Origin of the sequence: Micromonospora sp. DT62, from assembly GCF_049847285.1 — a bacterium.
Lineage (GTDB): Bacteria > Actinomycetota > Actinomycetes > Mycobacteriales > Micromonosporaceae > Micromonospora > Micromonospora reichwaldensis.
This window is the reverse complement of sequence record NZ_JBNCOB010000004.1, coordinates 325,687-352,634: the sequence shown is the minus strand read 5'-3', so window position 1 is coordinate 352,634 and position 26,948 is coordinate 325,687. Positions and strand designations below refer to the sequence as shown.

Genomic DNA, 26,948 nt, shown 5'->3' with positions numbered 1-26,948 from the left:
TCGACCCCCGGGGCTTCCGTGCTCGCGCACGGGCCGGCTGGACTGGGCCGGCACCCCGGGGGTCGGGTGGCTGTCGTGGTTTCGCCGCACCGCTGCCACACGGTCTCGACGATGGTGCTGTGTTGTTGCCCGCCTCGCGGCGGACGGTTTCACTGTCGAGGACAGCGGCTAGCGGACAGCCACCTCACGAGTCCGATTGCTATACAAGTCTGGACCACCTCCTTTCCCGTGTACCGCCACGCTATCCAGCCCTCACGCCGCCGGCAACGGATTTCGATCACACGGCGCCGGGGAATGGCGGGCCGGCGCTCAGGTGTTCTCGGCGATGCCGATCGGGCCCTCGCGGGGGCCCTCCTCGCTGGCCGGCTGCACGGCCAGCGACGGGAAGTCGGCCAGGTCGCCCTCCGGCTCGGCGTCCCACTCGGGGAAGACCAGGTCGCTCTGGAGGTAGAGGCAGAGCAGCTGGGTGAGCTGGCGCAGGCCCTCCAGGTGGGTGCGTTCGTGCCCGTGGGTGGCGTCCACGCCGAAGCCGAGCAGCGCCACCCGGGCGTGTGCGCCGGCCTCCACCGCCGCCGCCACGTCCGAGCGGTAGTACTCGAAGACGTCCCGGACCAGGTTCACCCCGTGCTCGGCGGCGATCGAGGCCAGGTTGCGGGTCAGGTGGTAGTCGAACGGGCCCACGCCGTCGCCCATGGCCAGCGTGGCCGCGTCCTCGCGGGACTGCTGGCCGGGCGCCACCACCGCCGCGTCGACGGAGACGATCTCCGCCACGTCGGGGTCGAGCCCGTGCGACGCCCCGTGCCCGATCTCCTCGGTCACGGTGACCAGCAGGTGCGCGGTGACCGCCGGGCGTACGCCGGCGTCGACCATCGCCTTGAGCGCGGTGAGGACCGCCGCCACGCCGGCCTTGTCGTCCAGGTGCCGGGACTTGACGTACCCGCTGGGGGTGATCGTCGGGTTCGGCAGGAACGCCACGAAGTCGCCCGCGTCGATGCCGAGGGCGCGCAGCCCGGCGATGTCCTCGACCGGCTCGTCGACCCGGACCTCCACGTGCTGCCAGCCGACGCCCTGGAGGTCCACGTCGTCGTTGTAGCGGTGGCCGCTGGCCTTGAGCGGCAGCACCTGGCCGGTGATCACCCGCTCCAGGTCGTCGGTGAAGATCCGTACGTGGGCGCCCTCGGCGAACCGGGCGCTGTGCGTACCGATTGTCTTCAGCTCCAGCCGGCCGTTCTCCTTCAGCCGCTTCACCATGCCGCCGATGGTGTCGGTGTGCACCACGATCGCCCGGTCGGCGCCCGTCGAGCGGGGGCCGGGCAGGCAGGCGCTGAGCGCGCCGCGGCGGGTCAGCGTGGAGGGGATGCCGAGCGCGGAGAGCCGCTCGCCGACGTACTGCTGCACGTGGTCCGTACGCCCCGACGGGCTCGGGATCTCCAGCAGCTCCATCAGCACCTGGCGCAGGTAGTCCAGGTCGATCTCCAGGGGCCTCGGGCTCACGCGGCGCCTCCCGGGCCGGCCGGGGTCCAGCGCCGCTGCGGTGCCCGGGTGCCGGGGAAGAGCAGGTCCACGAAGCGCTCGGCGGTCGGCTGCGGCTCGTGGTTGGCCAGGCCGGGCCGCTCGTTGGCCTCGATGAACACGTGCTCCGGGCGGTCCGGGGCGCCGACCAGCAGGTCCAGCCCGGTGACCGGGATGTCCAGGGCCCGGCTGGCCGCCACGCACGCCTCGGCGATCGCGGGGTGCAGCTCGGCGGTGACGTCGTGGATGGTGCCGCCGGTGTGCAGGTTCGCAGTCCGGCGTACGGCCAGCACCTGCCCCTCGGGCAGCACGTCGTGCAGCTCGTGGCCGGCCTCGGCGAGCACGTCGCGGGTCATGTCGTCGAGCGGGATGCGGGACTCGCCACCGGTGGCGGCGGCCCGGCGGCGGCTCTGCCGCTCGATCAGCTCGGCGATGTCGTGCACCCCGTCGCCGGTGATCGAGGCGGGGCGCCGGACCGCGGCGGCCACCACCTCGTGGTCGATGACGACGACGCGCAGGTCCTCGCCGGCGCGCATCTCCTCGATCAGCACGTCCGGGCAGAACCGGGCGGCCAGCTCGACGGCGGCGGCCAGCGCCTCGGGGGTCCGTACGCCCACGGTGATGCCGTTGCCCTGCTCGCCGCGCGCCGGCTTGACCACCACCCGGCCGACCTCGGCGAGGAAGGCGGTGTCGCGGTCGTCGCCGGTGGCGGTCCGGCCGCGCGGCACGGAGAGCCCCGCCTCGGTGAGGATCCGGCGGGTGACCCGCTTGTCGTCGCAGCGGCTCATCGCCACCGCCGAGGTCAGCTCCGACAGCGACTCGCGGGTCAGCACGGTCCGCCCGCCGCTGCTCAGCCGCAGCTCACCCCAGGCGGGGTCGGTGACCTCCACCCGGATGCCGCGCCGCATCGCCTCGTCGGCGACGATCCTGGCGTACGGGTTGAGCTGGTCGTACCCCTCGGGCATGGCGGGCAGGAAGAGCCGCTCGTTGATCGGGTTCTTCCGCTTCACGCAGAGCGTCGCCGTGCGGTAGAAGCCGAGCCGCTCGTAGAGCCGGATCGCCCCGCCGTTCTCGGCGAGCACGGACAGGTCCACGTACGCCCGGCCCCGCTCGACCAGCCGGGCGGCCAGCGCGGTGATCAGCGCCTGGCCGGTGCCCGGCGGCGCGGTGTTGAAGTCGACGGTGAGGCACCACAGGCTGGCGCCGTTCTCCGGGTCGTCGAAGACCGCGACGTGGTCGACGCCGGTGATGGTGCCGACGATCTCGCCGGTGGCGTCCTCGGCGACCAGGTGCAGGAACCGGTCGGTGCGCGCGTTGGCGACGAGCACGTCGACCCCGGCGGTGACCATGCCGTTGCGGGCGTAGATCCGGTTCACCGCGTCCGCGTCGGCGGCGTCGGCCAGGGGGCGGATGGTCAGCCCCGGCACGTCACCGTCGCCGGTCGGACGGTCACCGTCGAGCGGCAGCCGGTAGGTCAGCGACGGGTCGATGAACAGCTCGTCGGGCAGCCGGGACACCAGCACGTGCGGGTCGCGCAGGTAGATGCAGATGTCCCGGGAGCCGGCGGCCTCGGAGCGCAGCACGGCGGCGACGGCGGCCTGGTCGGCGAAGGTCTGCCCGAAGACGAGCCGTCCCCAGCCGCAGTCCAGCACCACGTCGGTGTGGCCCTCCCGGGTCGGCGGCTCCGCCGGCTCCGGCGCCATCGGATCGCCGCCGGGGCCCACCCGCTCCCGTCGCCGGCTGTTGCGCGACCGGTCGGTCCGGGCCGCGCCGGTCGCCAGGGTGTCGGTCACGGTGAGTCGATTCCGTGGCTCTGGAGCCACATTTCCAGGAGTCCGAGTTGCCACAGCTTGTTTCCGTTCAACGGGGTCAGTTCGGCGTTCGGGTCGGCGAGCAGGGCGTCGACGTAGTCGGCGCGGAACAGGTCGCGGCGGCGGGCCTCGGGCGCGGAGAGCGCGTCGCGTACCCGGTCGAGGAGCTTGCCCTCCAGGTGGGTGAGGCCGGGTACGGGGAAGTAGCCCTTCGGCCGGTCGATGACCTCGTGCGGCAGCGCCCGGCGGCCGATCTCCTTGAGCACGCCCTTGCCGCCCTGCGCCAGCTTCAGCTCTGGCGGGCAGCTCGCGGCGAGTTCGACGAACTCGTGGTCGAGGAACGGCACGCGGGCCTCCAGCCCGTGCGCCATCGTCATGTTGTCCACCCGCTTGACGGGGTCGTCGGTCAGCATGACCTGGGTGTCGATCCGCAGGCCGGCGTCGACGGCGGTCTCCGCCCCGGCCCGGCCGAGGTGCGCGGCCACGAACTCCCGCGCCGGGTCGCCGTCGGTCAGCCAGGCCGGGTTCAGCACCCGGGCCAGCCCGGCCGCGTCCCGGTCGAAGAACGCCTTGGCGTACGTGTCGAGCGCCTCGTCCCGGCCGACCCGGGCGAGCGGCGGGTACCAGTGGTAGCCGCCGAGGATCTCGTCCGCGCCCTGGCCGGACTGGACCACCTTGACGTGCTGCGACACCACCTCGCTGAGCAGGTAGAACGCCACGCAGTCGTGGCTGACCATCGGCTCGGACATCGCGGCGACGGCCGCCTCCAGGGGCGGCACCAGGTCGGCGGCGGCCACCCGGATCTGGTGGTGGTCGGTGTCGAACGTCTTCGCGACGAGGTCGGAGTAGCGGAACTCGTCGCCCTCCCGGCCGCCGACCGCGTCGAAGCCGATGGAGAAGGTCGACAGCCCGCGTTGGCCCTCGCCGGCCAGCAGGGCGACCACCAGGCTGGAGTCCAGCCCGCCGGAGAGCAGCACGCCGACCGGCACGTCGGCGACCATCCGCCGCCGTACGGCGGTGGTCAGCGACTCCAGCAGGGCGTCCTGCCAGTCCTTCTCGGACCAGCCGGCCCGCTCGGCGGAGCGGGTGAAGGCCGGGTCCCAGTAGACCCGCTCGGAGGTGCGGCCGTCCGCCTCGTAGACCCGTACGGTCGCCGGGGGCAGCTTGGTGACGCCCCGCAGGATGGTGCGCGGCGGCGGCACGATGCTGTGGAAGCTCAGGTAGTGCGCGAGCGCGACCGGGTCGATGCCGGTGTCGACGCCGCCCCCGGCCAGCAGCGCGGGCAGGGTGCTGGCGAAGCGCACCGCGCCGGGCGTCTCGGCCAGGTAGAGCGGCTTGATGCCGAGCCGGTCCCGGGCCAGCACCAGCCGGCCGGTGTCCCGCTCGCTGATCGCCACGGCGAACATGCCGATCAGGTGATCGACGAAGTCGAGCCCCCACTCGGCGTACGCCTTGAGCACGACCTCGCTGTCGCCGGAGGAGAAGAATCGGTGGCCCTTGGCCTGAAGCTCCTCGCGCAGCTCGCGGTAGTTGTAGATGCACCCGTTGAAGACGCCGGTCAGTCCCGCACCGGGGTCGACCAGCGGTTGCCCGCTCGCGGCGGAGAGGTCGATGATCTTCAGGCGGCGGTGTCCGAGGGCCGTCGGGCCCTGGGCCCAGACGCCGCTGTCGTCGGGCCCCCGGTCGCTCATCGTGGCCGCCATGCGCTCCACCGCCGCCACGTCGGCGCGTGAGCCGTCACGGCGGAACTCTCCCGCAAGTCCGCACATGCCAGGCAATGCTGCCAGAGGGCAACGAGGATTGCCCGTTGAGCTGATAACAGTTTCTTGAAGTTTTGCTAGACTGCGCGATTCCGTCATGGCACATGTCGGCTCCGGTGGCGGACCGCGTCAGGAGTGGCGGATGGGGCGGTTTCCGCCCGGCGGCCGATGTGATCGATTGCTCAGTTCCGGAAGCGCGGAGGCCGGCGCGACCGATGCCGCGCCGGCCTCCGTGACGGTGCCGGTGGTTCCGGCCCGAGCCGGGTTCAGCCCGAGGTGCGGGCGACGCCGACCGGGCAGCTCAGCCCGTTCGGGCCGTGGTTTCCGTGTCGACTCCCCACTCACTCGTCACCGGGTTGCGGCATGTGGCCGAACCGTCGGACCTCCTGGGGCCAGCCGCATGCCTCCGCGAGCTTGCCGGCCCACATCCGGGCCGTTTCCACGTCGGCCACGTCCACCACGGTCAGCCCGCCCAGCCACTCCTTGGTCTCGACGTAGGGCCCGTCGGTGAACACCAAGGTGCCGCTCGTGGCGTCGGCACTGAAGACGGGGGTGTCCCCTTCCTCCAGGCCCCCGGCGAACACGTAGGCCCCGGCCGCCTTCATCTCGTCCACGACCGCCTTGGCGAGTGGCCCGCGCCCGCGGAACCACTCCTCAGTGTGGTCACCCACCCACTGCTGGTTGAAGTAGATGAGGTACTCGGCCATGTCTGCTCCCTCGTCTCGGGCGGACCTTTGTCTGCCACCATCTCCGCTACGAACGGCGTCGGGCGGATACGACACCCCAGGCAGGAAATTTCCACGTCGGTGTCGGCGGGGGAGCGGTGGCGGCCGGGTCTGTCCAGGAGACTAGTGAAGGTCGGACGGCACCCGGGCGACGCCCACGGGGCAGCTCAGCCCGTTCGGACCGTGGTTGCAGTACCCGTTCGGGTTCTTCGTGGGCGCCAAATACTGCTGGTGCATGTCCTCGGCGAAGTAGTACTCGCCGAGCCGGTCGATCTCGGTGGTGATCTCGCCCTTGCCGGCCCGCGCCACGATCGGTGCGAACGCGTCCCGGGACGCCTGGGCGGTGGCGAGCTGCTCGTCCGTGGTCACGTAGATCGTCGACCGGTACTGGGTGCCCACGTCGTTGCCCTGGCGCATGCCCTGGGTCGGGTCGTGGTTCTCCCAGAAGACCTTCAACAGGTCCTCGTAGCTGATCGTGGCGGGGTCGTAGACCACCTGGACCACCTCGGCGTGCCCCGTCATCCCCGAGCACACCTCCTCGTACGTCGGATTCGGCGTGATGCCGCCCGCGTAGCCGGCGGACGTGGTGATCACACCCGGCAGCGTCCAGAACAGCCGCTCGGCGCCCCAGAAACAGCCCATGCCGAACACGGCCACCTGTGCGCCCTCCGGGAAGGGACCCTTGAGCGGGGTGCCCAGCACCTCGTGCCGGTCCGCGATCGGCATCGCGATCAGGCGACCCGGCAGGGCCTGGTCGGAGGTGGGCAGTTCGGCCTTCATGCGGCGCAGGAACACGGTGGGACTCCTCTCGTAACTCTCCCAGCGTGCAACACCGCCGGATCCGCCTTCCTTACCCGCTCCACCCGCACTCAGGCGACCGCCGCCCACGAGAAGATCACAGTCGTCCCCCGGGCAGCGGTGGCGCGCTCGGGCCGGTCACGTCCGCCGCACACTCCGTCGCTCTCGGTGACGTAGCCCGCTGGCCGCGCCTTCCTCACCTCACCCGCTTTGCTCTGCATCCCTATATGCAACAGTAACGCTGGGTGGTGACTGGTCCTGTCGCGGCGACGCGGGCGTTTCGTGTCGTGGCAGGCCAGCGGCCTGGTGCGGATATGGCTGCAGAGCAAAGGGGGTGAGGTGGCACCCCGAGCACCCCGGGCGCCCGTCGCAGAGCGTTACGCGTAGTCATCGCTACCGTGCGTGACGAAGGGTGTCGAGAGGTGCGCACCAAAAGGGTCCTGCCGCCCCGACTCGCTCCCCGCCGCCCGCCACGCCTGCCTGGCTTCGCGTGGGCTGTCCCGTTCGCCCCGGTTCTCCGCACGCTCCGGCTGGCCTCCGCCGGCCCCGCCCGCTCCGGCTGGCCTCCGCCGGCCCCGCCCGCTCCGGCTGGCCTCCGCCGGCCTCCGCCGGCCCCGCCGGCCTCTGCCCGCTCCGCTGGCCTCTGCCGGCCTCCGTGCGGCTGGGGCGCGTCAGAGGGCTGCGGTGATGCGGGCGGCGTAGGTCCCGGCCTCGGCGTCGTCGGCGTAGCGGGTGCGCGGCCAGAAGAAGCCGCGCAGGCCGTCGCCCTTCGTGCGCGGCACGACGTGGGTGTGCAGGTGCGGGACGGACTGGGACACCTTGTTGTTCATCGCCACGAACGTGCCCCCGGCCTCCGTGCCGGCCTCCACGGCGACCGCGAGCCGCCGCACCAGGCCGAAGTAGCCGGCCAGCGCCTCGGCGGGCAGGTCGGCCAGGGCGACCAGGTGCGTGCGCGGCACCACCAGCACGTGTCCCTTGAAGACCGGCCGGGTGTCCAGGAACGCCACCCCGTCGGGCTCGTCGGCGACCCGGAAGGCGGGAGTCTCGCCGGCCACGATCCCGCAGAACACGCACCCGCTCATCCGTCCAGGCTATGCCGGCCGCCCAGATGGGAGACGTTCCCGCGCCGGCCCGCCGTCGTGGGCGCGGACCCGACAGCACCGTTCCGTTCCAGCCTTCGGGACGGGGGATTAGCCTCACGGGATGAGTCACGGCTTCGACACGCTCGCCATCCACGCCGGCCAGGACCCCGAGGCCCGCACCGGCGCGGTGATCCCACCGATCTACCAGACCAGCACCTACGCCCAGGACGCCGTCGGCGCGCCCCGGCTGGGCTACGAGTACAGCCGCTCCGGCAACCCGACCCGCGACGCCCTCCAGGAGTGCCTCGCCGCGCTGGAGGGCGGCCCGGTCGGGCTCGCCTTCGCCAGCGGCCTGGCCGCCGAGGACACCCTGCTGCGTACCGTCTGCAAGCCGGGCGACCACGTGGTGATCCCCGACGACGCGTACGGCGGCACGTACCGGCTCTTCGCCCGGGTGGCCGAGCGCTGGGGGCTGGACTTCACCCCGGCGAAGGTCTCCGACCCCGACGCGATCCGGGCCGCCGTCGAGCCGGGCCGGACCCGGATCGTCTGGGTGGAGACGCCCACCAACCCGCTGCTCGGCATCGCCGACATCGCTGCGCTGGCCGGCGTCGCGCACGACGCGGGCGCCCTGCTGGTCGTCGACAACACGTTCGCCTCGCCGTACCTCCAGCAGCCGATCGCGCACGGCGCGGACGTGGTGGTGCACTCGACCACCAAGTACATCGGCGGCCACTCCGACGTGGTCGGTGGCGCGCTGGTCGCGGCCGACGCCGGGCTGGGCGAGGAGCTGCGCTACCACCAGAACGCGATGGGCGCGATCAACGGGCCCTTCGACGCGTGGCTGACCCTGCGCGGCATCAAGACCCTGGGCGTACGCATGGACCGGCACTGCGACAACGCCGAGCGGATCGCGGCCTACCTGGACGGGCACGGCAAGGTCGGTCAGGTCATCTACCCGGGGCTGCCCGCGCACCCGGGCCACGAGGTGGCCGCGAAGCAGATGCGCCGCTTCGGCGGCATGATCTCGTTCCGGGCCGCCGGCGGCGAGGAGCACGCCGTCGAGATCTGCAACCGGACGAAGCTCTTCATCCTCGCCGAGTCGCTCGGCGGCGTGGAATCCCTGATCGAGCACCCGGGCCGGATGACACACGCAAGTGCTGCCGGCTCGCCGCTTGAAGTTCCCGGCGATCTCGTGCGACTGTCTGTCGGCATCGAGACGGTCGACGACCTGCTCGCCGATCTGGAGCAGGCGCTGGGCTGACCGCTGGCTGGGAGGGTGGCCGTGCAGGACATCATGCCGACCTGGGTGGGGGCGACCGCCAAGCAGATCGCCCGGGGCGTACGCCGGGGCGACGTCACGGCCACCCAGGTCGTCGCCGACCACCTGGATCACATCGCCCGGGTCGACGCCGACCTCGCCGCGTTCCGCACGGTACGCGGCGGGGAGGCGATCACCGAGGCGGAGAAGGTCGACGAGCAGGAGGACCTGGCCAACCTCCCGCTGGCCGGGGTGCCGGTGGCGGTCAAGGAGAACACCCCCGTCGCCGGGCTGCCCACCTGGAACGGGTCGGCGGCGGTGCGTACGCCGGTGGCCGAGGCCGACCACGAGGTGGTCCGGCGGCTGCGCGGCGCCGGCGCGGTGATCCTCGGGGTGACCCGGATGCCGGAACTCGGCCTCTGGGGCCTCACCGACGACGAGACGGCCGTGACCCGCAACCCCTGGGACACCCGGCGTACCCCCGGCGGCTCGTCCGGCGGCGCGGCCGCGGCCGTGGCTGCCGGCCTGGTGCCGATCGCCCACGGCAACGACGGCCTCGGCTCGATCCGCATCCCGGCGGCCTGCTGCGGCCTGGTCGGGCTCAAGCCGGGCCGGGGTGTGGTCCCGTGCCAGCTCGGCGCGGACGACTGGTTCGGGCTGACCGAGCACGGCATGCTGACCAGCACGGTCGCGGACGCGGCCGTCGGCTTCTCGGTGCTGGCCGGCCGCCGCCCGGACAAGTTGGTGCCGCCGCAGCGGCTGCGGGTGGGCGTCTCGCTCCGCTCGCCCGTGCGGGGCGTGCACGCCGACGCGCCCAACCGGGACGCGGTCGCGGCCGCCGGGCGGCTGCTTGCGGGCGCGGGCCACGACACGGTGCCGGCCGACCCGGTCTACCCGACGGCCCTGGGCCTGCAGGGCATCGCCACCTGGCTCGCCGCGGCGGCGGCCGACGTGCGCGCCGCCGGGTTGGACCGGCGCGGCCTCCAGCGGCGCAGCCGCCGGCACGTCGCCCTCGGCGAGTGGGCGCAGCGGCGGGGGTACGTCCGGGAGGCCGACCGGGCCGCCTGGCGCGAGCGCTCGATCGGCTTCTTTGCCGACCACTCGGTCGACCTGCTGCTCACGCCCGCCCTGGCCACCGCGCCGCCGGAGGCCGGCGGCTGGTCCGGCCGGTCCTGGCGGGCCAACATGCTGACCAACGTCAGGTACGCCCCGTTCGCCGCGCCGTGGAACATCGCCGGCCTGCCCGCGCTGGTGGTGCCGGTCGGCCGCCGCCCGGACGGGCTGCCGGTCGCGGTGCAGCTGATCGGCCCGCCCGGCAGCGAGCTGCTGCTCCTCGGCGTCGCCGGCCAGTTCGAGATGCAGGCCCCCTGGTCCCGCCACGCCCCCGGCTACCCGCGGATCCCCGCCCCCGTCTGAGTGGTGGCGTGCCGCGCGTCGGCGCGGGTGGCGGGTGGCACGATCAGGGCATGACGGAACTGGTCGGTCTCGCCGACGTACGGGCCGCGCGGGAGCTTCTCGCCGACGTCGTCCGCACCACCCCGCTGGAGCCCTGCCGGCCGCTCAGCGCGGCGCTGGGCGGGCCGACGTGGCTCAAGTGCGAGAACCTGCAACGCGCCGGCTCGTACAAGGTGCGCGGCGCGTACGTGCGGATCTCCCGGCTGTCGGAGGCGGAGCGGGCCGACGGGGTGGTCGCGGCGAGCGCCGGCAACCACGCGCAGGGCGTCGCGCTCGCCGCTGGCCTCGTCGGTACGCACGCCACAGTCTTCATGCCGGTGAACGCGCCCCTGCCGAAGGTCGCCGCCACCAAGGGCTACGGCGCGCAGATCGAACTGGTCGGCAACACCGTGGACGAGTCCCTGGTCGCGGCGCAGAGCTTCGCCGACCGGACCGGGGCGACACTGATCCACCCGTTCGACCACCGGGACGTGATCGCCGGCCAGGGCACGGTGGCCCTGGAGATCCTCGAACAGTGTCCCGAGGTCAGGACGATCATCACGGGGGTGGGCGGCGGCGGGCTGGTCTCCGGCATGGCGGTGGCGGCCAAGGCGCTGCGGCCCGACGTACGGATCATCGGGGTGCAGGCCGCCGGCGCCGCCGCCTTCCCGCCCTCCCTGGTGGCCGGCGAGCCGGTACGCCTCCCGTCCTTCGGCACCATCGCGGACGGCATCGCCGTCGGCCGGCCGGGGGAACTCACCTTCACCCACGTCCGCAAGCTGGTGGACGAGATCGTCACGGTCTCCGAGGAGGACATCTCCCGGGCGCTGCTGATGCTGCTGGAGCGGGGCAAGCAGGTGGTGGAGCCGGCCGGCGCGGTGGGCGTGGCCGCGCTGCTGGCGGGCGTCGTCGAGGTGCAGGCGCCGGTGGTGGCGGTGCTCTCCGGCGGCAACATCGACCCGCTGCTGATGCTGCGGGTGATCGAGCACGGCCTCGCCGCCGCCGGGCGCTACCTGCGGGTGACAGTGCGCTGCTCGGACCGCCCCGGCCAGCTCGCGTCGCTGCTCGGCGAGATCGCCGAGCACCGGGCGAACGTGGTGGACGTGGAGCACCAGCGGGCCAATCCGCACCTGCGCCTGGGCGAGGTGGAGGTGGCCCTGTCGGTGGAGACCCGGGGGGTCGAGCACTCCGACACGCTGATCAGCGCGTTGCGGGCCAGCGGCTACCAGGTGGTCTTCGCCGGCGAGGCGTGACACCGGGACCGGTGCCACGCCTCGCGGGGTCGCTCGTCGTCGCCGCCTGGCCGGATCGGTGCCCGGGCGGCCGTGTCGCCAGCCCGGGCCGCCCCGGCCCGGCGGCGGGGGCTCAGCCGGAGAACGGCTCGAAGCTGACCACGGTCACCTTGATGTCGGCCCCGCTGGGGGCGGTGTAGGTGCAGGTCTGGCCGGCCCGGCCGCCCAGGATCGCCTGGCCCAGCGCCGACTCCGGGCTGTAGACCGTCAGCTCGGTGGTCGACGCGATCTCCCGGGAGCCGAGCAGGAAGGTCTCGGTGTCGTCCTTGTCGTCGTCGAAGTAGATCGTCACGACCATGCCGGGCGACACCACGTCGGCGGCCTGCGCTCCGCCCACCTTGGCGGTGCGAAGCAGCTCCTTGAGGTAGAGGATGCGCCCCTCGGCCTTGCCCTGCTCCTCGCGGGCGGCGTGGTAGCCACCGTTCTCCCGCAGGTCGCCCTCCTCGCGGCGGGCGTTGATCTCGGCGGCGATGACCGGCCGGTTGGCGATCAACTCGTCGAGCTCGCCCTGGAGCCGGTCGAACGCGTCCTGGGACAGCCAGGTGGCGGGCGCCTCGTTGCCAGTGGACACAGGCGTTCTCCTCGTTCGTGCGTGCTGGCTGACAGGTGAACTTCCAAGCTACCAGTGCGGCACGACACAGGGCGCGCTCGAACACCGGCGGTACCCCCGGTGCCCGGGCCGCCGAGGCTGTCCCGGCCGCGTGCCCGAGACCGCGCCGTGGCCGCTCAGCCCGCGGGCCGGCAGCGCATCACCTCGCCGACGAAGGGGCGGGCGGTGGTGGTTAGCCGGTGCTGCGCGGTCGCCTGCCGCTGGTCGGGCCGGGCGGTCACCGTCACCTCTTCCCGGCCCACCTCGGCGCCGTCGCGGTCCCGGGCACGCAGCAGGCAGACCGCCGAGCCGCCCTTCGGCACGGTGACCCGGAAGTCGACCAGCACCTGGCTGTCGGTGATCCCCGTGTAGGTGATCACCTCGGCGTCGTAGTTCGGGTCGCCGTACTGCCGGTAGAGCCGTACCGCGACCAGGGTCATGACCGCGACCAGGGCGACCACCAGCAACGCCACCAGCAGCGGCCGGCGACGTCCGGGCTCCCGGCGGCGGCCGTACCGACCGGGCGGGAAGGCCGGCGCGCCGGGCGGAAGTGTGGCGTGCGTCTCGGTCACCGGCGGGTATCTCCTGGCGTCGTTGTCGGAGGCATCGGCAAGAATGGCAGAGTTCCATCTTCCCAGCCCGTCCCGTCGTCAAATATGACAGGTCGGCACCGGCAGGTCCCGGCGCGGGGGGAAGATTCCGGCAGGTCAGCCGGGCGGTCCCGCGGGGGGTCCGCCGGGGCCAGAGACGAGGAGCGCCGACGTTGGCAGAGCAACTGCGACTGATGGCCGTCCACGCACACCCCGACGACGAGTCGAGCAAGGGCGCCGCGACCATGGCGAAGTACGTCGCCGAGGGCGTGGACGTCCTGGTGGTCACATGCACCGGCGGCGAGCGCGGCAGCGTGCTGAACCCGAAGATGGACCGACCGGACGTCTGGGCCAACATCGCCGACGTCCGCCGGGCGGAGATGGACGCCGCGCGGGCGATCCTCGGCGTCGAGCAGGCGTGGCTCGGCTTCGTCGACTCCGGCCTGCCCGAGGGCGACCCGCTGCCGCCGCTGCCCGAGGGCTGCTTCGCCCTCCAGGACGTCGAGGTGGCGGCCGGCCCGCTGGTGCGGCTGATGCGCCAGTTCCGTCCGCACGTCGTCACGACGTACGACGAGGAGGGCGGTTACCCGCACCCCGACCACATCATGACCCACGAGGTCAGCGTGGCCGCGTTCGAGGCCGCCGGCGACCCGGAGCGCTATCCGGAGCTGGGCGAGCCGTGGCAGCCGCTCAAGCTCTACTACGACATCGGCTTCTCCAAGGGCAAGATCATGGCGCTGCACGAGACGCTGCTCGCCGCCGGCCTGACGTCGCCCTACGAGGAGTGGATCAAGCGCTGGGAGGACCGCCCCGACAAGGGCCCCCGGATCACGACCCGGGTCGAGTGCGCCGACTACTTCCCGGTCCGCGACGACGCGCTGCGCGCCCACGCCACCCAGATCGACCCGGACGGCTTCTGGTTCCAGGTGCCGATGGAGATGCAGCGGCGGGCGTGGCCGACGGAGGACTTCGAGTTGGTGCGCTCGCTGGTCGACAGCCCGCTGCCCGAGTCGGACCTCTTCGCCGGGGTGCGCGAGACGGCCCATGCCCGCTGATCCGGGACGGGGCTACCCTGGTCACCAACCGCACACCGGAGGAACGCCATGCTGACCGCCGCAGAGGTGCTCGCCCAGAACAACTTCGGGGACACCCGCACGGGTGGCCTGGCCGGGCCGATGGGCCTCTTCCTCATCCTCGTTCTGGCCGCCGCCACCGTCCTGCTGATCCGCAACATGAACTCCCGGCTGCGTCGGCTGCCCGACCGGTTCCCCCAGCAGGGCCCGCCGACGACCGCCGACCAGGCGGACGCGGCAGTCGTCGATCCGACAGATGGTGCGCTGACGCAGGATTCATCCTCCGCCGCTCCCACCGGGCGTCAGCAGCGTCGCAACGGCTAGTCCGCCCATGATTCACGTCGAACCCGGTCGTCGCCCCCTGTTGCGGCCACCGGGTTTGCCTTAGCCTCTCGCCGGGGGGACCAAGAGTTCCCGAGCCGTGCGCGGGAGGGGGCGCCGATGACCACCACACCAGCGGCCGCCCGTCGTACCGGCGAGCGGCCCGCGGGCGGAGCGGCCCGGTGACCTCCGGCAGGGCCGGCGAGTCGACCGACCGGATCGGAGCCCGCGACACCCCCGCGCGGCTGCTCCTGCTCACCGCCGCCGTCGCGCTGACCGCGCTGGTCGCCGCCGGGCTGGGGTGGACCGCCCCGACCCACCTTCCCGCCGACGACCCGCTCGGCGGGCCGGCCCGCTTCGGCCTCGCCGTCGCCGTGTTCGCCATCGCCCAGCTGGCCCGGCTGCGCTTCCGCACCGCCGCCGGGATGGTGAGCATCACCTGGGGCGAGGCCGCGCTGATCATCTGCCTCTACCTGACGCCCACCGGCTGGCTCCCCTCCGCCGCGCTCCTCGGCGCCGCGCTCGCCTGGTCGGCCATGTCGCTGCTCGGCGACCGGCGGCCGGTGCTGGAGGTCGTCCGGATCACGGCGTCGCTGACCGCCGCCACCGCCCTGGCCGTCTCCGTCACCACCGTGCTCGGCGAGCCGCTGCTGGCGACGCCGACCCCGGCGCTCGCCCTGGCCGTGCTCGCGGGCTCGGTCACCTACCTGCTCGCCACCGCCTGGCTCGGCGGCGCCACCCTGGCGCTGCGGCACGGCATCCCCGTCGCGCCGCCGCTGCTCGCCGCGCTGCGGGGCAAGCTGCTGATGTTCGTCGGGAACGTGGCCGTCGGCCTGGTCGTGGTGGCGCTGCTGGAACTCGACGCGCGCTGGCTGCTGCTGCTCCCGCCGCCGCTCTGGCTGCTCCAGCAGACCTACCGGCACCGGCTCCGCGCCGACCAGGAGCGGCGCACCTGGCGGGCCTTCGCCGAGGCCACCGCCGCGCTCAACCAGCTCGACGAGCGGGGCGTCGCCACGGCCGCCGTGACCGGCGCGCTGACCCTGTTCAACGCCGAACTCGTCGACGTCGACGTGGCCCGGGGCGACGGCCGGTGGCGGCGCTACCGGGGCGACCCGGGCGGCCAGCTGGTCGACCGGGAGGTCGCACCGCCCGGCCAGACGGAGCCGGAGGACCACGAGCTGGTGCGTACCCTCTCCGTGGGCGCCGCCCGGGTGGGCGAGCTGCGGGTCCGGTTCCCGCGCTGCGCGCCCCCCAACGCCCGGGAACGCGACGCCGTGGCCGCGTTCGGCGACGCGCTCGCCGCCGCGCTGCACGACGCCGCGACCCACCGCGAGCTGCGCCTGGTCACCGCCCGCTCGTCGTACGAGGCGGTGCACGACCAGCTCACCGGGCTGGTGAACCGGTCGGCCCTGCTCAGCAAGGGCGACCAGGCGCTGCGCCAGCTCGCCCACGACCACCCGGTGGCGCTGCTGCTGCTCGACATCGACCAGTTCAAGGAGGTCAACGACACCCTCGGGCACGCGGCCGGCGACCAGCTGCTGCGGTTGACCGCCAACCGGCTGGGCGCCCTCGCCCGCCCCGGGGACCTGCTCGCCCGCCTCGGCGGCGACGAGTTCGCGCTGCTGCTGACGTCGGTTCCGGTGATCGGCGACCGGGCCGCCCCGATGGCGTACGCGCTGCGGCAGGCCCGCGAGATCGCCGAGCGGCTCGCCGCGCCGACCGAGGTGGCCGGGGTGCGGATGTCCGTCGAGGTCTCCGTCGGGGTGGTGGTCGCCGACGCCGGCACCGCCGACCTGACCGAGCTGCTGCGCCGGGCCGACATCGCCATGTACCAGGCCAAGGAGGGCGGCGGCAGCGTCGCCGCGTACGACTCCGCCCGGGACGCCGCCAGCACCGACCAGCTGGCCCTGCTGGCCGAGCTGCGCGAGGCGCTGAAGACCGACGACCAGCTCGTGCTGGCGTTGCAGCCGGCGGTCGACCTGACCACCGGCGCCCCGACGGGGGTGGAGGCGCTGATCCGCTGGCGGCACCCGCGTCGGGGCTGGCTCGGGCCGCACGACTTCATCCGCCCGGTGGAGAACAGCGAGCAGCTCGGCGCCTTCACCCGCTACGTGCTGGACAAGGCGCTCGCCGTCGCCGCCGGCTGGGCCCGGGACGGGATCGACGTGCCGATCTCGGTGAACCTGTCGGCGCGCAGCCTGCTCGACCCCCGCCTGCCCACCGAGATCGCCGATGCCCTGCGCCGGCACCAGGTGCCGCCGGACCGGCTGGTCCTGGAGATCACCGAGACGGTGGTGATGAGCGAGCTGGAGGTCATCGACGAGGTGCTCGCCACCCTGCGGTCGATGGGCGTGCAGCTCGCCGTCGACGACTTCGGCACGGGCTTCTCCTCGCTGACGTTCCTCACCCGGATCGCGGTGGACGAGCTCAAGGTGGACCGTTCCTTCGTGATCCGGATGGCCGACTCCCCGGAGGCGGCGGCGATCGTACGGACCACCGTCGGCCTCGCCCACGAGCTGGGGCTGCGGGTGGTCGCCGAGGGCGTGGAGACCGCCGAGCAGCGCCTCGCGCTGGCAGAGCTGGGCTGCACGGCCGCCCAGGGCTACCACTTCTTCAAGCCGATGCCGGCCGACAAGATCGGCGCGGTCCTCGGCACCCTGCTCGACGAGGCCCGCCCCAACGTCTTCCCGCTGCGCGCCGACGGCGCCTCCTGACCCCACCCGCCGCGCGGCCGGGGGAGGACCGGTCCACGTCGGAGCGCGGGCGGGCGCGTCACCGGGTGGTTATGGTCGTCGGGTGAACCGACTCGCTGACGCCACGAGCCCGTACCTGCTCCAGCACGCCGACAACCCGGTCGACTGGTGGCCGTGGTGCGACGAGGCGTTCGCCGAGGCGAAGCGCCGGGACGTGCCGGTGCTCATCTCGGTCGGCTACGCCGCCTGCCACTGGTGCCACGTGATGGCCCACGAGTCGTTCGAGAACGAGCAGGTCGGCGCCCTCATGAACGACGACTTCGTCTGCGTCAAGGTGGACCGCGAGGAACGCCCCGACGTCGACGCCGTCTACATGACCGCCACCCAGGCGATGACCGGGCAGGGCGGGTGGCCGATGACCGTCTTCGCCACGCCCGACGGCACCCCGTTCTTCTGCGGCACCTACTTCCCCCGGGCGAACTTCGTCCGGCTGCTCCAGTCGGTCGCCGCGGCCTGGCGGGACCAGCGCGACGCCGTCGTCCAGCAGGGCGCCGCCGTGGTCGAGGCGATCGGCGGCGCGCAGGCCGTGGGCGGCCCGACCGCGCCGCTGGACGCCGCGCTGCTCGACGCCGCGGCCGACCAGCTCGCCAAGGAGTACGACGAGGTGAACGGCGGTTTCGGCGGCGCGCCGAAGTTCCCGCCGCACATGAACCTGCTCTTCCTGCTGCGGCACCACCAGCGCACCGGCTCGCCGCGCAGCCTGGAGATCGCCCGGCACACCTGCGAGGCGATGGCCCGGGGCGGCATCTACGACCAGCTCGCCGGCGGCTTCGCCCGCTACTCGGTCGACGGGCACTGGACGGTGCCGCACTTCGAGAAGATGCTCTACGACAACGCGCTGCTGCTGCGGGCGTACACCCAGCTCTGGCGCCTGACCGGCGACCCCCTCGCCGCCCGGGTCGCCGCCGAGACCGCCGCCTTCATGATCGACGACCTGGGCACCCCCGAGGGCGGCCTGGCCTCCGCCCTCGACGCCGACACCGAGGGCGTCGAGGGGCTCACCTACTCCTGGACGCCGGCCCAGTTCGTCGAGGTGCTGGGGGAGGACGACGGCCGCTTCGCCGCCGACCTGTTCGCGGTCACCGACGAGGGCTCGTTCGAGCACGGCACGAGCGTGCTGCGGCTGGCCCGCGACGTGGACGACGTCGCGCCCGAGGTGGCCGCCCGGTGGGAGCGGATCCGGGCCCGGCTGCGTGAGGTCCGCGACGCCCGGCCCCAACCGGCCCGCGACGACAAGGTGGTCGCCGCCTGGAACGGGCTCGCGGTCACCGCGCTGGTCGAGCACGCCGCGCTCACCGGGGACCCCGTCACCGCCGCCGCGGCGGTCCGGATCGGCGAGGTGCTGGCCGACCGCCACATCGTGGCCGGGCGGCTGCGCCGCGTCTCGCGCGGTGGGGTCGTCGGCGAGCCGGCCGGCGTGCTCGAGGACCACGGCTGCGTCGCCGAGGCGTTCTGCGCCCTGCACCAGCTCACCGGGGAGGGCCGCTGGCTGACCCTGGCCGGTGGACTGCTCGACGTCGCGCTGGAGCGGTTCGCCGCGCCGGGCGGCGCCTTCTACGACACCGCCGACGACGCCGAACGCCTGGTCAGCCGACCGGCCGACCCGACGGACAACGCCACCCCGTCCGGGCGCTCGGCGATCGTCGCGGCGCTGGTCGCGTACGCGGCGCTGACCGGGGAGACCCGCTACCGGGAGGCCGCCGAGGCGGCCCTGTCGACCGTTGCGCCCATCGTCGGCCGGCACGCCCGGTTCACCGGCTACGCGGCCACCGTCGGCGAGGCGCTGCTCTCCGGGCCGTACGAGATCGCGGTGGTCACCGACGAGCCGACCGGGGACCCGCTGGTCGTGGCGGCACACCGGCACGCCCCGCCCGGCGCGGTGATCGTGGCGGGCCGGTCCGGCCAGCCCGGGGTGCCGCTGCTCGACGACCGGCCGATGATCGACGGGCGGCCCACCGCGTACGCCTGCCGGGGTTTCGTCTGCGAACGCCCGGTGACGACGGTGGACGACCTGGTCGGCCAGCTCGCCCGGCGCTGACGCCACCGGCCCGCGCCGTGCTCACGGCGCGAGCTGCTGGCGGCCCCAGCCCGCGCCGGTGCTCACGGCCAGAGCTGCTCGCGTTCCCAGCCCGCGCCGGTGCGGCGGTAGCGCAGCCGGACGTGCCGGCGCTGCGCGTCCGCCTGCCAGAACTCGACGCTGTGCGGCGCGACCGCGTAGACGGTGTGCGTCCGGGCGACCAGGTCCGGGTCGGCGGCCAGCCGCTCCCGGATCCGGGCCAGCTCACGGTCCAGCTCGGCGCGGTCGGTGAGCACGTCGCTCTGCCGACCCGCGAGGCTGGCCACGCGGGACCCGTCGGGCCGCGCCAGGAAGTCGGCCCGGGAGAGGTCGGGGTCCGCCGGGGCGGCGATTCCCCGCACCCGGACCTGGCGGCCCTGCTCCCGCCAGTGGAAGCTGAGCGCGGTCCGGGGGTTCTCGGCGAGCTGGCGGCCCTTGGCGCTGGCCGAACTGGTGGCGAAGTGCCAGCCGGCCTCGTCGAGGTCCTTCAGGATCAGCACCCGGGCGTCCGGCATGCCGCCGGCGTCGACGGTGGAGACGGTCATCGCATGCGGCTCGTCGACGCCGGCGTCGATCGCGCCGGCCATCCACTCGACGAAGAGGGCCAGCGGCTGGGCCGGGGCGGCGGCGGGATCGAACGATGGCATGTCGTGCGCGAGCACCGGCAGGCCACGGAGCAGACTGCGAATCGTCATGCCATGATCCTTTCAGCAGCAGCGGTGGGTGTTCGATGCGCCATCCGGCGGGGCAGGTGGCGGGGCGTGCCGATAGGCTGGCGCCGCTATGGATTCCCGTACCGGTCTGCCCGTTGTCGGCATGGTGGGCGGCGGCCAGCTGGCCCGGATGACCCACCAGTCCGCGATCGCCCTCGGCCAGTCGCTGCGCGTGCTCGCGCTGGCCCCCGACGACGGGGCCGCGCTGGTCGCCGCCGACGTCCAGTACGGCGACCACACCGACCTCGCCGCGCTGCGCACCTTCGCCAAGGCCTGCGACGTGGTCACCTTCGACCACGAGCACGTCCCCACCGAGCACATCCGCACGCTGGCCGCCGAGGGCGTGAAGCTCTTCCCGCCGGCCGACGCGCTGCTGCACGCCCAGGACAAGCGGGTCATGCGGGAGCGGCTCGGCGAGCTGGGCGCGCCGAACCCGGCGTGGCGAGGAGTCGCCGAGCCCGCCGACCTGGTGGCGTTCGGCGACGAGCTCGGCTGGCCGGTGGTGCTCAAGGCGGCCCGCGGCGGGTACGACGGCCGGGGCGTCTGGCTGGTCGACGACGCGGCGCAGGCCGAGGAGCTGGCCACGACCCTGCTGGCCGGTGGCACCCGGCTGATCGTCGAGGAGCGGGTGCCGCTGCGCCGGGAACTCGCCGTGCAGGTGGCGCGCTCGCCGTTCGGGCAGGTCGCCGCGTACCCGGTGGTCGAGACGGTGCAGCGCGACGGCATCTGCGTCGAGGTGCTCGCCCCCGCACCGGGCCTGCCGGAGGAGCTGGCGGTCGCCGCCCAGCAGCTCGCCATCGACCTGGCCACCGCGCTCGGCGTGGTCGGCCTGCTCGCCGTGGAGCTGTTCGAGGTCGCCGACCGGGCCGCGCCGGGGGGCAGCCGGATCGTGGTGAACGAGCTGGCGATGCGGCCGCACAACTCGGGGCACTGGACCATCGAGGGCGCCCGCACGTCGCAGTTCGAGCAGCACCTGCGGGCGGTGCTCGACTACCCGATGGGTGACACCTCGCTGACCGCGCCCGTGGTGGTGATGGCGAACGTACTCGGTGGCGAGCCGGGCGGGATGTCGATCGACGAGCGGCTGCACCACCTCTTCGCGGCCGAGCCGGGCGCCAAGGTGCACCTCTACGGCAAGCAGGTGCGGCCCGGCCGCAAGATCGGGCACGTCACGGTGCTCGGTGACGACCTGGACGACGTACGGACGCGGGCCGCGCGAGCCGCCCGCTGGTTGCGGGAGGGGCGGGCGTGAGCTTGCCGGCCCCGCAGTCGCGAGTGAGAGGCAGGCACGCGTGAGCACCGTTGGGCTGATCATGGGCAGCGACTCGGACTGGCCGACGATGAAGGCCGCCGCCGAGGTGCTGGACGAGTTCGAGGTGCCGTACGAGGTCGAGGTCGTCTCGGCGCACCGTACCCCGATCAAGATGATCGACTACGGGCGCGCCGCAGCCGACCGGGGCCTGAAGGTCATCATCGCCGGGGCGGGTGGCGCCGCCGCCCTGCCCGGGATGGTCGCCTCGGTCACCCCGCTGCCCGTGATCGGCGTCCCGGTGCCGTTGAAGCACCTCGACGGGATGGACTCCTTGCTCTCCATCGTGCAGATGCCGGCCGGCGTGCCGGTGGCCACCGTGTCGATCGGCAACGCCCGCAACGCCGGGCTGCTCGCCGTCCGCATCCTGGCCGCCGCCGACCGCGCCCTGCTCGACCGCATGTCGGCCTACCAGGCCGACCTGGAGCAGCTGGTGGCCGAGAAGGACGCGGCCCTGCGCGCCTCCCTCGCCTGACGTTTCCGCGCCGGCGGGCCCCAGGGACTCGTCGCTGTGGGTGACGGACGCCGGGGTGCGCAGGGTTACGGTGGCGGCTCGGGGTGCCCACCCCTCCTCCGCCCCTTTGCTCTGCACCCCTCCATGCATCAGTGGCTTGAGCTGGCGTTCTCTCAACGCTGCGGTGATTGACGCTTCAAGCATTCGTCACGCTTGGTGACTGTTGCGTCGGTGGGTGCAGAGCAAAGGCAAGACGGGGCAAGTGCCCGGTCGAGCCGAGAAGTCACGCTACGTGCTCTCCGGATCGGTGATTGAACGGCCAGCGGATCGCCGGCTGCCACGGGGCTCAACGGGCCCGGGTCCGTCCTCTCGGGAGCCGGGGGACGGACCCGCAGATCTCATCGCATGCCGCGCAGGGCCGTCTGGAGGCGTTCCTGGGCCCGGCGCCGGCGCTCGTTGCTCGCGCCGAGCGCCAGCAGCAGGATGCCGACGGGGATCAGGGCCAGCCACGGGCCCAGGCTGAACAGGGCGTGCACCGCCGCGATCGCCGTCACGGCGGCGCCCACGATCACCGGCGCCTGCTGCTGGCTCATCGACCCGAAGACGAGGACAGCCACGGCACCGAGCAGCAGCAGCACCTGGCGCAGCGTGCTGGAGTCGGTGGCCAGCACGATCGCCAGGGTCGGCACGAACGCGGCGACCAGCGCGGGCCCGTACGCGACCCAGCTGCTCAGGTCGGGCCGGTGCCGCAACTCCAGCACGCCGACGAGCAGGGCGAGTGCCGCGAAGGGCAGCGTGTAGGCCTCCGGCAGCGCCACGTCGGCCACCCGCATCAGGATCCACCAGGCGGCGATCTCGCAGACCACCACCGCCCAGAACAGGATGCGCCGCTCCACCGGCCGGCGGCCCGGTCGGGTCGCCGCCAGGCCCAGCACCGCACCCCAGGCGGCCAGCAGCGCCGCGATGTGCCGGGGCGAGTCGAACGCCAACGCCAGGGCGATCAGGGCGGCGGCGTACCCGCTCCACTCGACGGTGGCCGCCTCCCGCTGGGCCTCGGGGCGCCGCAGCCGGGGCAGGGTCGCGGCGAACACCTGGAGGGCCGCGCCGACCGCCAGTACGCCGAACGCGGACCAGACGGCCGCGAGGCCGGCCACCAGGCCGGCGGTGAGCACGAAGAGCTGCGCCATCAGCGAGGCGAACAGCCAGCCGAGGATGCGCGCCCGCTGGGTGGTGCCGAAGAGCGCGGCCACCGCGCCGACGCCCACCGCGCCGCCCAGGGTGAACAGCGTCAGCTCCCGCGTCGCCAGGCTGCCGACCAGGCCCGCGCTCCCGGCGGCCAGGCCGATGGCGAAGACGAGCACCCGGGCCAGCCGCAGCGAGCGGGCCCGCTCGGCCAGCGGCGGGGGCGGGGTGAGCGCCAGGCCCAGCATCGAGATGGTGAACACGGACAGCGCCGCCAGGGTGCTCGCCGGCCAGCCGTTGCCGAGCGAGACCGGGGTGATCAGCAGGGTGACGGCGGCACCGGGCAGCACCACCGGCACGGCCCGGGAGCGTCGTCCGCCGCTGAAGCCGGTGGCGGCCAGGGCGGCGGTCGCGGTGAGCAGCAGCGCGGTCAGCACGTGGGTCGCGTCGACCGCGTCGGGTGGCGGGGTGAGCAGTTCCGGCGGCGGCCCCTGCCAGACCCGGCCGAGACTGCGGTGCGGGTCGACCAGGGCGACGACCAGGGACGGCGCGATCGACACCAGCGCCAGGGCGGTGGGCAGCGCGGCGGCGGCGAGCGCACCGGCGGCGGGGCTGACCCGCCAGCGGCGCCGCGTACCGTCGTCCGGCAGCCGCCGCAGCGCGCCGTCGAGCAGCACCGACCAGCGTCGGACCGGCTGGGCCGCGCCGACCGGCGGTTCCGTCGCGCCCCGCACCAGCTCGGCGAGCACCCCGAGCAGGGCCGCCGCGGCGGCGTAGACGCCGACGGGCATGCCGGCGGGGACGGCGGCCAGGGCGCTCACCGTGGCGCCGCCGACCACCGCCGCGCTCGCCCAGGGCAGGTACTGCGGGATCCGTCGCCGGGCGGCGGCCACCGCCGCCAGACCCAGGCTCGACGCGGCCAACGCGGCGGTGAGCACCACCTCCGGCGCGCGCCCGAACTCGGCCGCCAGCGCCGCGACGGCGCCCGGGAACGCGAGCAGTGCGGCACCGGCCGCGGCGCCCCCGATCTGGGCGAGGTGCGGCGGCATCCCCTCGGTCTCGATGTCCTCCACCAGCGGCACGGCCAGCGACCGGGCCAGCGCCGCCACCACGATGCCGATCAGCGCGATGCTGCCCAGCGCCAGCGCGGTGGTCCACGGCCGGACCAGTCCCGCCCCGGCGGCGTGCAGGGCGACGACACCGGCCACGACCGCCCGGGACAGGCCGGCGCGGGGGTCGACCGTGGCCACGGCGGCGGCCCCGAAGACGGTGGCGACCATGCCGCCGACCAGGACGGGTGACCACCACGGCAGGTCGAAGGCGGCGGGCGCGCCGATCGTGGCGAGCACGGCCGCCGCGCCCGACACGTCGTACTTCCACGGTGGTGGCAGCAGGACGGCGGCGGCGACGCCGAGCAGGGCCAGCGCGACCGGGGCCTGCCACGTCGACCCACCGGTCGGCCCGGCCGGCCAACCGGTCAGGTCACCGGCCCAGATCGGGCCCGGGGTGGCGAGCACCCCCAGCCCGCCCCGCAGCGCGCTCCAGCCGGCCAGCAGCCCGATCAGCACGCCGCCGACGGCGAGGCCGACGATCGGCCCCCGTCGCCACTCCTCCGGCATGGCCCGGGCGGCCACGGCCACCACCAGCACCAGCGCGGCGGCGACGGCGAGCTGTCCGCCGGGGGCGAGAACGGCCGCGATCCGGGCCAGGGTGGCGATCAGTGCGGCGGTCACCGCCGCGGCGGCCAGGTCGGAGCCGTCCAGGGTGAGATCGGAGCGCCGGCCGGCGTCGATGGGACCGGCGAACACCACCATCGCGGCGGCGACGAGCAGCAGGCCGCCGACCCAGGCGTCGGCGGCGGTGGCGCCCGGGGTCCCGAACGCGGCGGCGGTGACCGTGACCGCCCCGAGGGCGGTACCCACCGCCAGCGGCGTCGGGATGCGACGCTGGGAGACCTGCACGATGGCGGCGTGTCCGAGGGTGACGCAGACCGCCAGGAAGCTGGCCGCGAGCACCGGGACGGTGACCTCGCGCAGGCTCGCCGGGGTGGGCGTCGGGTCGACCGGCACGGTCGCGGCGACGAAGGCGGCCACCGCGCCCGGCAGCGCGAACGCCGCGCCCCCGGCCGCCCAGGCCGAGACGGTGTCGGCCGCCGCCGGGGCGAGCCGCATCCGGGGCGCCACGGCGACCAGGACCCCGGCGGCGAACAGGGTGAGCAGGACCGCGGTGGTCAGCGCCGGTCGGGCCAGTCCCGCGCCCGCGCCGAACAGGCCGACGCCGGCGGCGGTCGCCGCGTGCGCCAGCGCCGCGCGTTCGGTGCGGGCGGAGAGCCCGACCACGCCGATGCCGACCGCCGTCAGCACCATCGGCCAGGGCGCCACCGCCCAGCCGAGACCGAACGACGCCGGTACGGCGAGTGCGGTGAGCGCCGCGCCGACCACGGCGAACTCCCGGCGGATCTCGGGCGGCAGGGCCAGCACCGCGGCGACGGTCAGCAGGAAGGCGCTCGCGGCGAGCTGCCAGGCTGCCGGTCCCACGGCCGCCGACAGCTCGGCCGGGTAACGGTCCAGGTCGGCCGCCCAGGCCGGCAGCGCGGCCCGGACGGGGGCGACCCCGGCGCGCAGGGCGCCTCCGGCGACCACCACCCCGCTGACCGTGAGCGCCACCGCCGAGGCGAGTTGCGGCCCGCGTCGGGCCGCCTCCGGCACCGCCCGCACGGCCAGCCCGGTCAGCGTGATGACCGCCGCGATCAGCAGCAGCGCCCGCCCGGGGAACGCCACCGAGGCGATCCGGCTCAGCGCGCCGATCACGGCGAGGGTGAAGATCCCGGCGCCGAGGTCGGGCAGTGGCGGCCGGCGCAGCACCAGCGTCCCGGCCAGCCCCACCGCGGCGGCCAGCAGCAGCACCACGCCGGCCCCGGTGGCGGCCGGCACGGTGCTCGCGCGGAGCAGGGCGGAGACGGCGTACGCGAGGGCGAGGGCGACCGCCACCCCGTGCAGCGCCCAGGTCAGCTCGCGCAGCCACGGCACCGGGCGGGTGGCCGGCACCCGTTCCTGCGCCGGCAGCCCGCCGTCCACCACCTCGCCGGCCTCCTCGGGCGCCCCCTCCGGCCGGCTGTCGGCGCGGCGCTGCCGGGGCGTGGCCGGGGACCCGACGGGTGCCGCCGAGGGCCCGGGCAGGTCCCGGCGGACCGGCCGCTCCACGGTGACCGCGGACCGCGCTAGCCAGAGGTCGAGCAGGGCCACCGCGGCCAGCACGAGCGCCCAGCCGGCCGGGCCGGTGATCCGGTCGGACGCCAGCAGCGGCAGCACCGGCTGCGCGGCCAGCACCGTGGCGAACCGGGGCGCGCGCAGCCCCGTCCAGCCCGCGTAGCCGAAGGAGACGCCGGCGGTGACGGCGAAGATGACGCCGGCGAAGATCGCGCCCGAGGCGCCGCCGTTGCCGATCCGGTCCACCGCCCACAGCGCGTACCCGGCGAGCGGCACCAGGAGCAGGCCTACCGCGGAGATGGTCTCGGCGGTCGAGGTGAGCCCGCGCCGGGCCAGCACCGGCGGGGCGAGCAGCATCAGCACGGTCGCGAGCAGCAGGATGCCCAGCCGGGCCAGCGCGTCCATCGAGCTGGTGGCCACGGCGGCGAAGACCACGGCGGCGACCCCGAGCAGCAGCGCGCCGAGCCCGAGGGGGATGTTCTGCACCTCGCGGGAGGACGCCTCCGGGGGGTGCTCCGGGTCGTCGGCGTCGAGCCAGGTGGCGGTCGGCGGCGGGGGCGGCGGCGGGTCCTCAGGGGCGGCCGGGGTGCCCTGCCGGGGGACCCGGGGCGGGGCACCGGTGGCGGCCGTGGGCGGCCGGCGGCCCGGCCTGCGGCGCAGCACCCGACGGGGGCGGGTGGCCTGCTTGAGACGTTCCTCACCGGCGTGGGCGAGGATGTCCCGCTGGAAGAGCGCGGCCTGCATCTTGGCGGCGATCTGCCGCTGCTCGCTGGCGATGGCGGCCTCGCGGGCCTTCATCTCCGCGATGGACCGCTCGATCTCCGCCAGGTGCTCGACCCACTGTGGCTGGTGCGCACCGCAATGCGGGCAGCTGGCGGCCGGTTTGATCTCCCGGCCGCACGAGGAGCACTGAAAGCTCGCCACGACACCCCTCCACCCGCACTGTGGACTCCCACCTTGGCAGCATGCCCAATGTGGGCGCGGATTTCGACAGTTGTCGGCGGGTCCGGGGCAAAGATCGTCC

18 protein-coding genes and 2 pseudogenes are annotated in these 26,948 nt (G+C 74.4%); 10 read left to right on the top strand and 10 right to left on the bottom strand.

The window, feature by feature from the left end:
• Positions 1-309 precede the first annotated feature (309 nt).
• From ACPXCB_RS09120 to ACPXCB_RS09095, 6 genes are all read right to left on the bottom strand, one after another.
• Entirely contained in the window at positions 310-1,494 is a 1,185-nt protein-coding gene (locus ACPXCB_RS09120; RefSeq protein WP_425873936.1) for an osmoprotectant NAGGN system M42 family peptidase, read from the bottom strand.
• Positions 1,491-3,305 (bottom strand): N-acetylglutaminylglutamine synthetase, encoded by a 1,815-nt coding sequence (gene ngg, locus ACPXCB_RS09115; protein ID WP_425873934.1) that lies wholly within the window; start codon positions 3,303-3,305, stop codon positions 1,491-1,493. Before ngg ends, ACPXCB_RS09120 begins: the two co-directional genes overlap by 4 nt.
• The gene (locus ACPXCB_RS09110) at positions 3,302-5,092 is read right to left on the bottom strand and encodes an N-acetylglutaminylglutamine amidotransferase (RefSeq protein ID WP_425873932.1); all 1,791 of its coding nucleotides are present in this window, start codon (positions 5,090-5,092) and stop codon (positions 3,302-3,304) included. Before ACPXCB_RS09110 ends, ngg begins: the two co-directional genes overlap by 4 nt.
• A gap of 332 nt (positions 5,093-5,424) precedes the next feature.
• Positions 5,425-5,790, bottom strand: a complete 366-nt coding sequence (locus ACPXCB_RS09105; RefSeq protein ID WP_425873930.1) for a YciI family protein — start codon at positions 5,788-5,790, stop codon at positions 5,425-5,427.
• A 141-nt stretch (positions 5,791-5,931) separates the two neighbouring features.
• Positions 5,932-6,603 (bottom strand): peptide-methionine (S)-S-oxide reductase MsrA, encoded by a 672-nt coding sequence (gene msrA, locus ACPXCB_RS09100; protein ID WP_151454225.1) that lies wholly within the window; start codon positions 6,601-6,603, stop codon positions 5,932-5,934.
• A gap of 674 nt (positions 6,604-7,277) precedes the next feature.
• The gene (locus ACPXCB_RS09095) at positions 7,278-7,688 is read right to left on the bottom strand and encodes an HIT family protein (RefSeq protein ID WP_425873928.1); all 411 of its coding nucleotides are present in this window, start codon (positions 7,686-7,688) and stop codon (positions 7,278-7,280) included.
• Positions 7,689-7,809: 121 nt separating this feature from the next.
• Between ACPXCB_RS09095 and ACPXCB_RS09090 the strand changes: the two genes are divergently transcribed.
• The 3 genes from ACPXCB_RS09090 to ilvA are packed head-to-tail and all read left to right on the top strand — an operon-like array spanning position 7,810 to position 11,636.
• Positions 7,810-8,952, top strand: a complete 1,143-nt coding sequence (locus ACPXCB_RS09090) for a cystathionine gamma-synthase (RefSeq protein ID WP_425873926.1) — start codon at positions 7,810-7,812, stop codon at positions 8,950-8,952.
• A gap of 15 nt (positions 8,953-8,967) precedes the next feature.
• The gene (locus ACPXCB_RS09085) at positions 8,968-10,365 is read left to right on the top strand and encodes an amidase (RefSeq protein WP_425873924.1); all 1,398 of its coding nucleotides are present in this window, start codon (positions 8,968-8,970) and stop codon (positions 10,363-10,365) included.
• Between the two features lie 50 nt (positions 10,366-10,415).
• Positions 10,416-11,636, top strand: coding sequence for a threonine ammonia-lyase (gene ilvA / locus ACPXCB_RS09080; protein WP_425873922.1), 1,221 nt, complete (start codon positions 10,416-10,418; stop codon positions 11,634-11,636).
• 112 nt (positions 11,637-11,748) lie between these two features.
• Here the strand turns inward: ilvA and greA are convergent, their stop codons facing one another.
• Positions 11,749-12,246: a transcription elongation factor GreA gene (greA, locus tag ACPXCB_RS09075; protein WP_210835422.1), complete on the bottom strand. Its 498-nt coding sequence runs from the start codon at positions 12,244-12,246 to the stop codon at positions 11,749-11,751.
• A 155-nt stretch (positions 12,247-12,401) separates the two neighbouring features.
• Positions 12,402-12,836, bottom strand: coding sequence for a DUF4307 domain-containing protein (locus tag ACPXCB_RS09070; protein WP_425873920.1), 435 nt, complete (start codon positions 12,834-12,836; stop codon positions 12,402-12,404).
• Between the two features lie 191 nt (positions 12,837-13,027).
• Between ACPXCB_RS09070 and mca the strand changes: the two genes are divergently transcribed.
• The 5 genes and pseudogenes from mca to ACPXCB_RS09045 form a co-directional block, all read left to right on the top strand.
• Positions 13,028-13,909 carry a mycothiol conjugate amidase Mca gene (mca, locus tag ACPXCB_RS09065; protein WP_425873918.1) on the top strand — a complete coding sequence of 294 codons (882 nt, stop codon included), beginning with the start codon at positions 13,028-13,030 and terminating at the stop codon, positions 13,907-13,909.
• A 48-nt stretch (positions 13,910-13,957) separates the two neighbouring features.
• A complete protein-coding gene (locus ACPXCB_RS09060; RefSeq protein WP_425873916.1) occupies positions 13,958-14,251 on the top strand; it encodes a hypothetical protein in 294 nt (97 codons plus the stop codon).
• A gap of 215 nt (positions 14,252-14,466) precedes the next feature.
• Positions 14,467-16,962 (top strand): putative bifunctional diguanylate cyclase/phosphodiesterase, encoded by a 2,496-nt coding sequence (locus ACPXCB_RS09055; RefSeq protein WP_425873995.1) that lies wholly within the window; start codon positions 14,467-14,469, stop codon positions 16,960-16,962.
• Between the two features lie 82 nt (positions 16,963-17,044).
• Positions 17,045-18,275: pseudogene (locus tag ACPXCB_RS09050) on the top strand (thioredoxin domain-containing protein); the annotation flags it as partial.
• A 59-nt stretch (positions 18,276-18,334) separates the two neighbouring features.
• A pseudogene (locus ACPXCB_RS09045) lies at positions 18,335-19,039 on the top strand (hypothetical protein); the annotation flags it as partial.
• Positions 19,040-19,101: 62 nt separating this feature from the next.
• Here the strand turns inward: ACPXCB_RS09045 and ACPXCB_RS09040 are convergent.
• The gene (locus ACPXCB_RS09040) at positions 19,102-19,752 is read right to left on the bottom strand and encodes a pyridoxine/pyridoxamine 5'-phosphate oxidase (protein WP_425873914.1); all 651 of its coding nucleotides are present in this window, start codon (positions 19,750-19,752) and stop codon (positions 19,102-19,104) included.
• Between the two features lie 88 nt (positions 19,753-19,840).
• Here ACPXCB_RS09040 and ACPXCB_RS09035 point away from each other — a divergent pair, with 88 nt between their 5' ends.
• Together ACPXCB_RS09035 and purE are read left to right on the top strand one after the other, a co-directional pair.
• Positions 19,841-21,022 (top strand): 5-(carboxyamino)imidazole ribonucleotide synthase, encoded by a 1,182-nt coding sequence (locus tag ACPXCB_RS09035; RefSeq protein WP_425873912.1) that lies wholly within the window; start codon positions 19,841-19,843, stop codon positions 21,020-21,022.
• 40 nt (positions 21,023-21,062) lie between these two features.
• Entirely contained in the window at positions 21,063-21,554 is a 492-nt protein-coding gene (gene purE / locus ACPXCB_RS09030) for a 5-(carboxyamino)imidazole ribonucleotide mutase (protein ID WP_132233504.1), read from the top strand.
• Positions 21,555-21,931: 377 nt separating this feature from the next.
• On the opposite strand, the gene ACPXCB_RS09025 is transcribed toward purE, so the two are convergent.
• Positions 21,932-26,848 carry an SCO7613 C-terminal domain-containing membrane protein gene (locus ACPXCB_RS09025; RefSeq protein WP_425873910.1) on the bottom strand — a complete coding sequence of 1,639 codons (4,917 nt, stop codon included), beginning with the start codon at positions 26,846-26,848 and terminating at the stop codon, positions 21,932-21,934.
• Between the last annotated feature and the right edge of the window lie 100 nt (positions 26,849-26,948).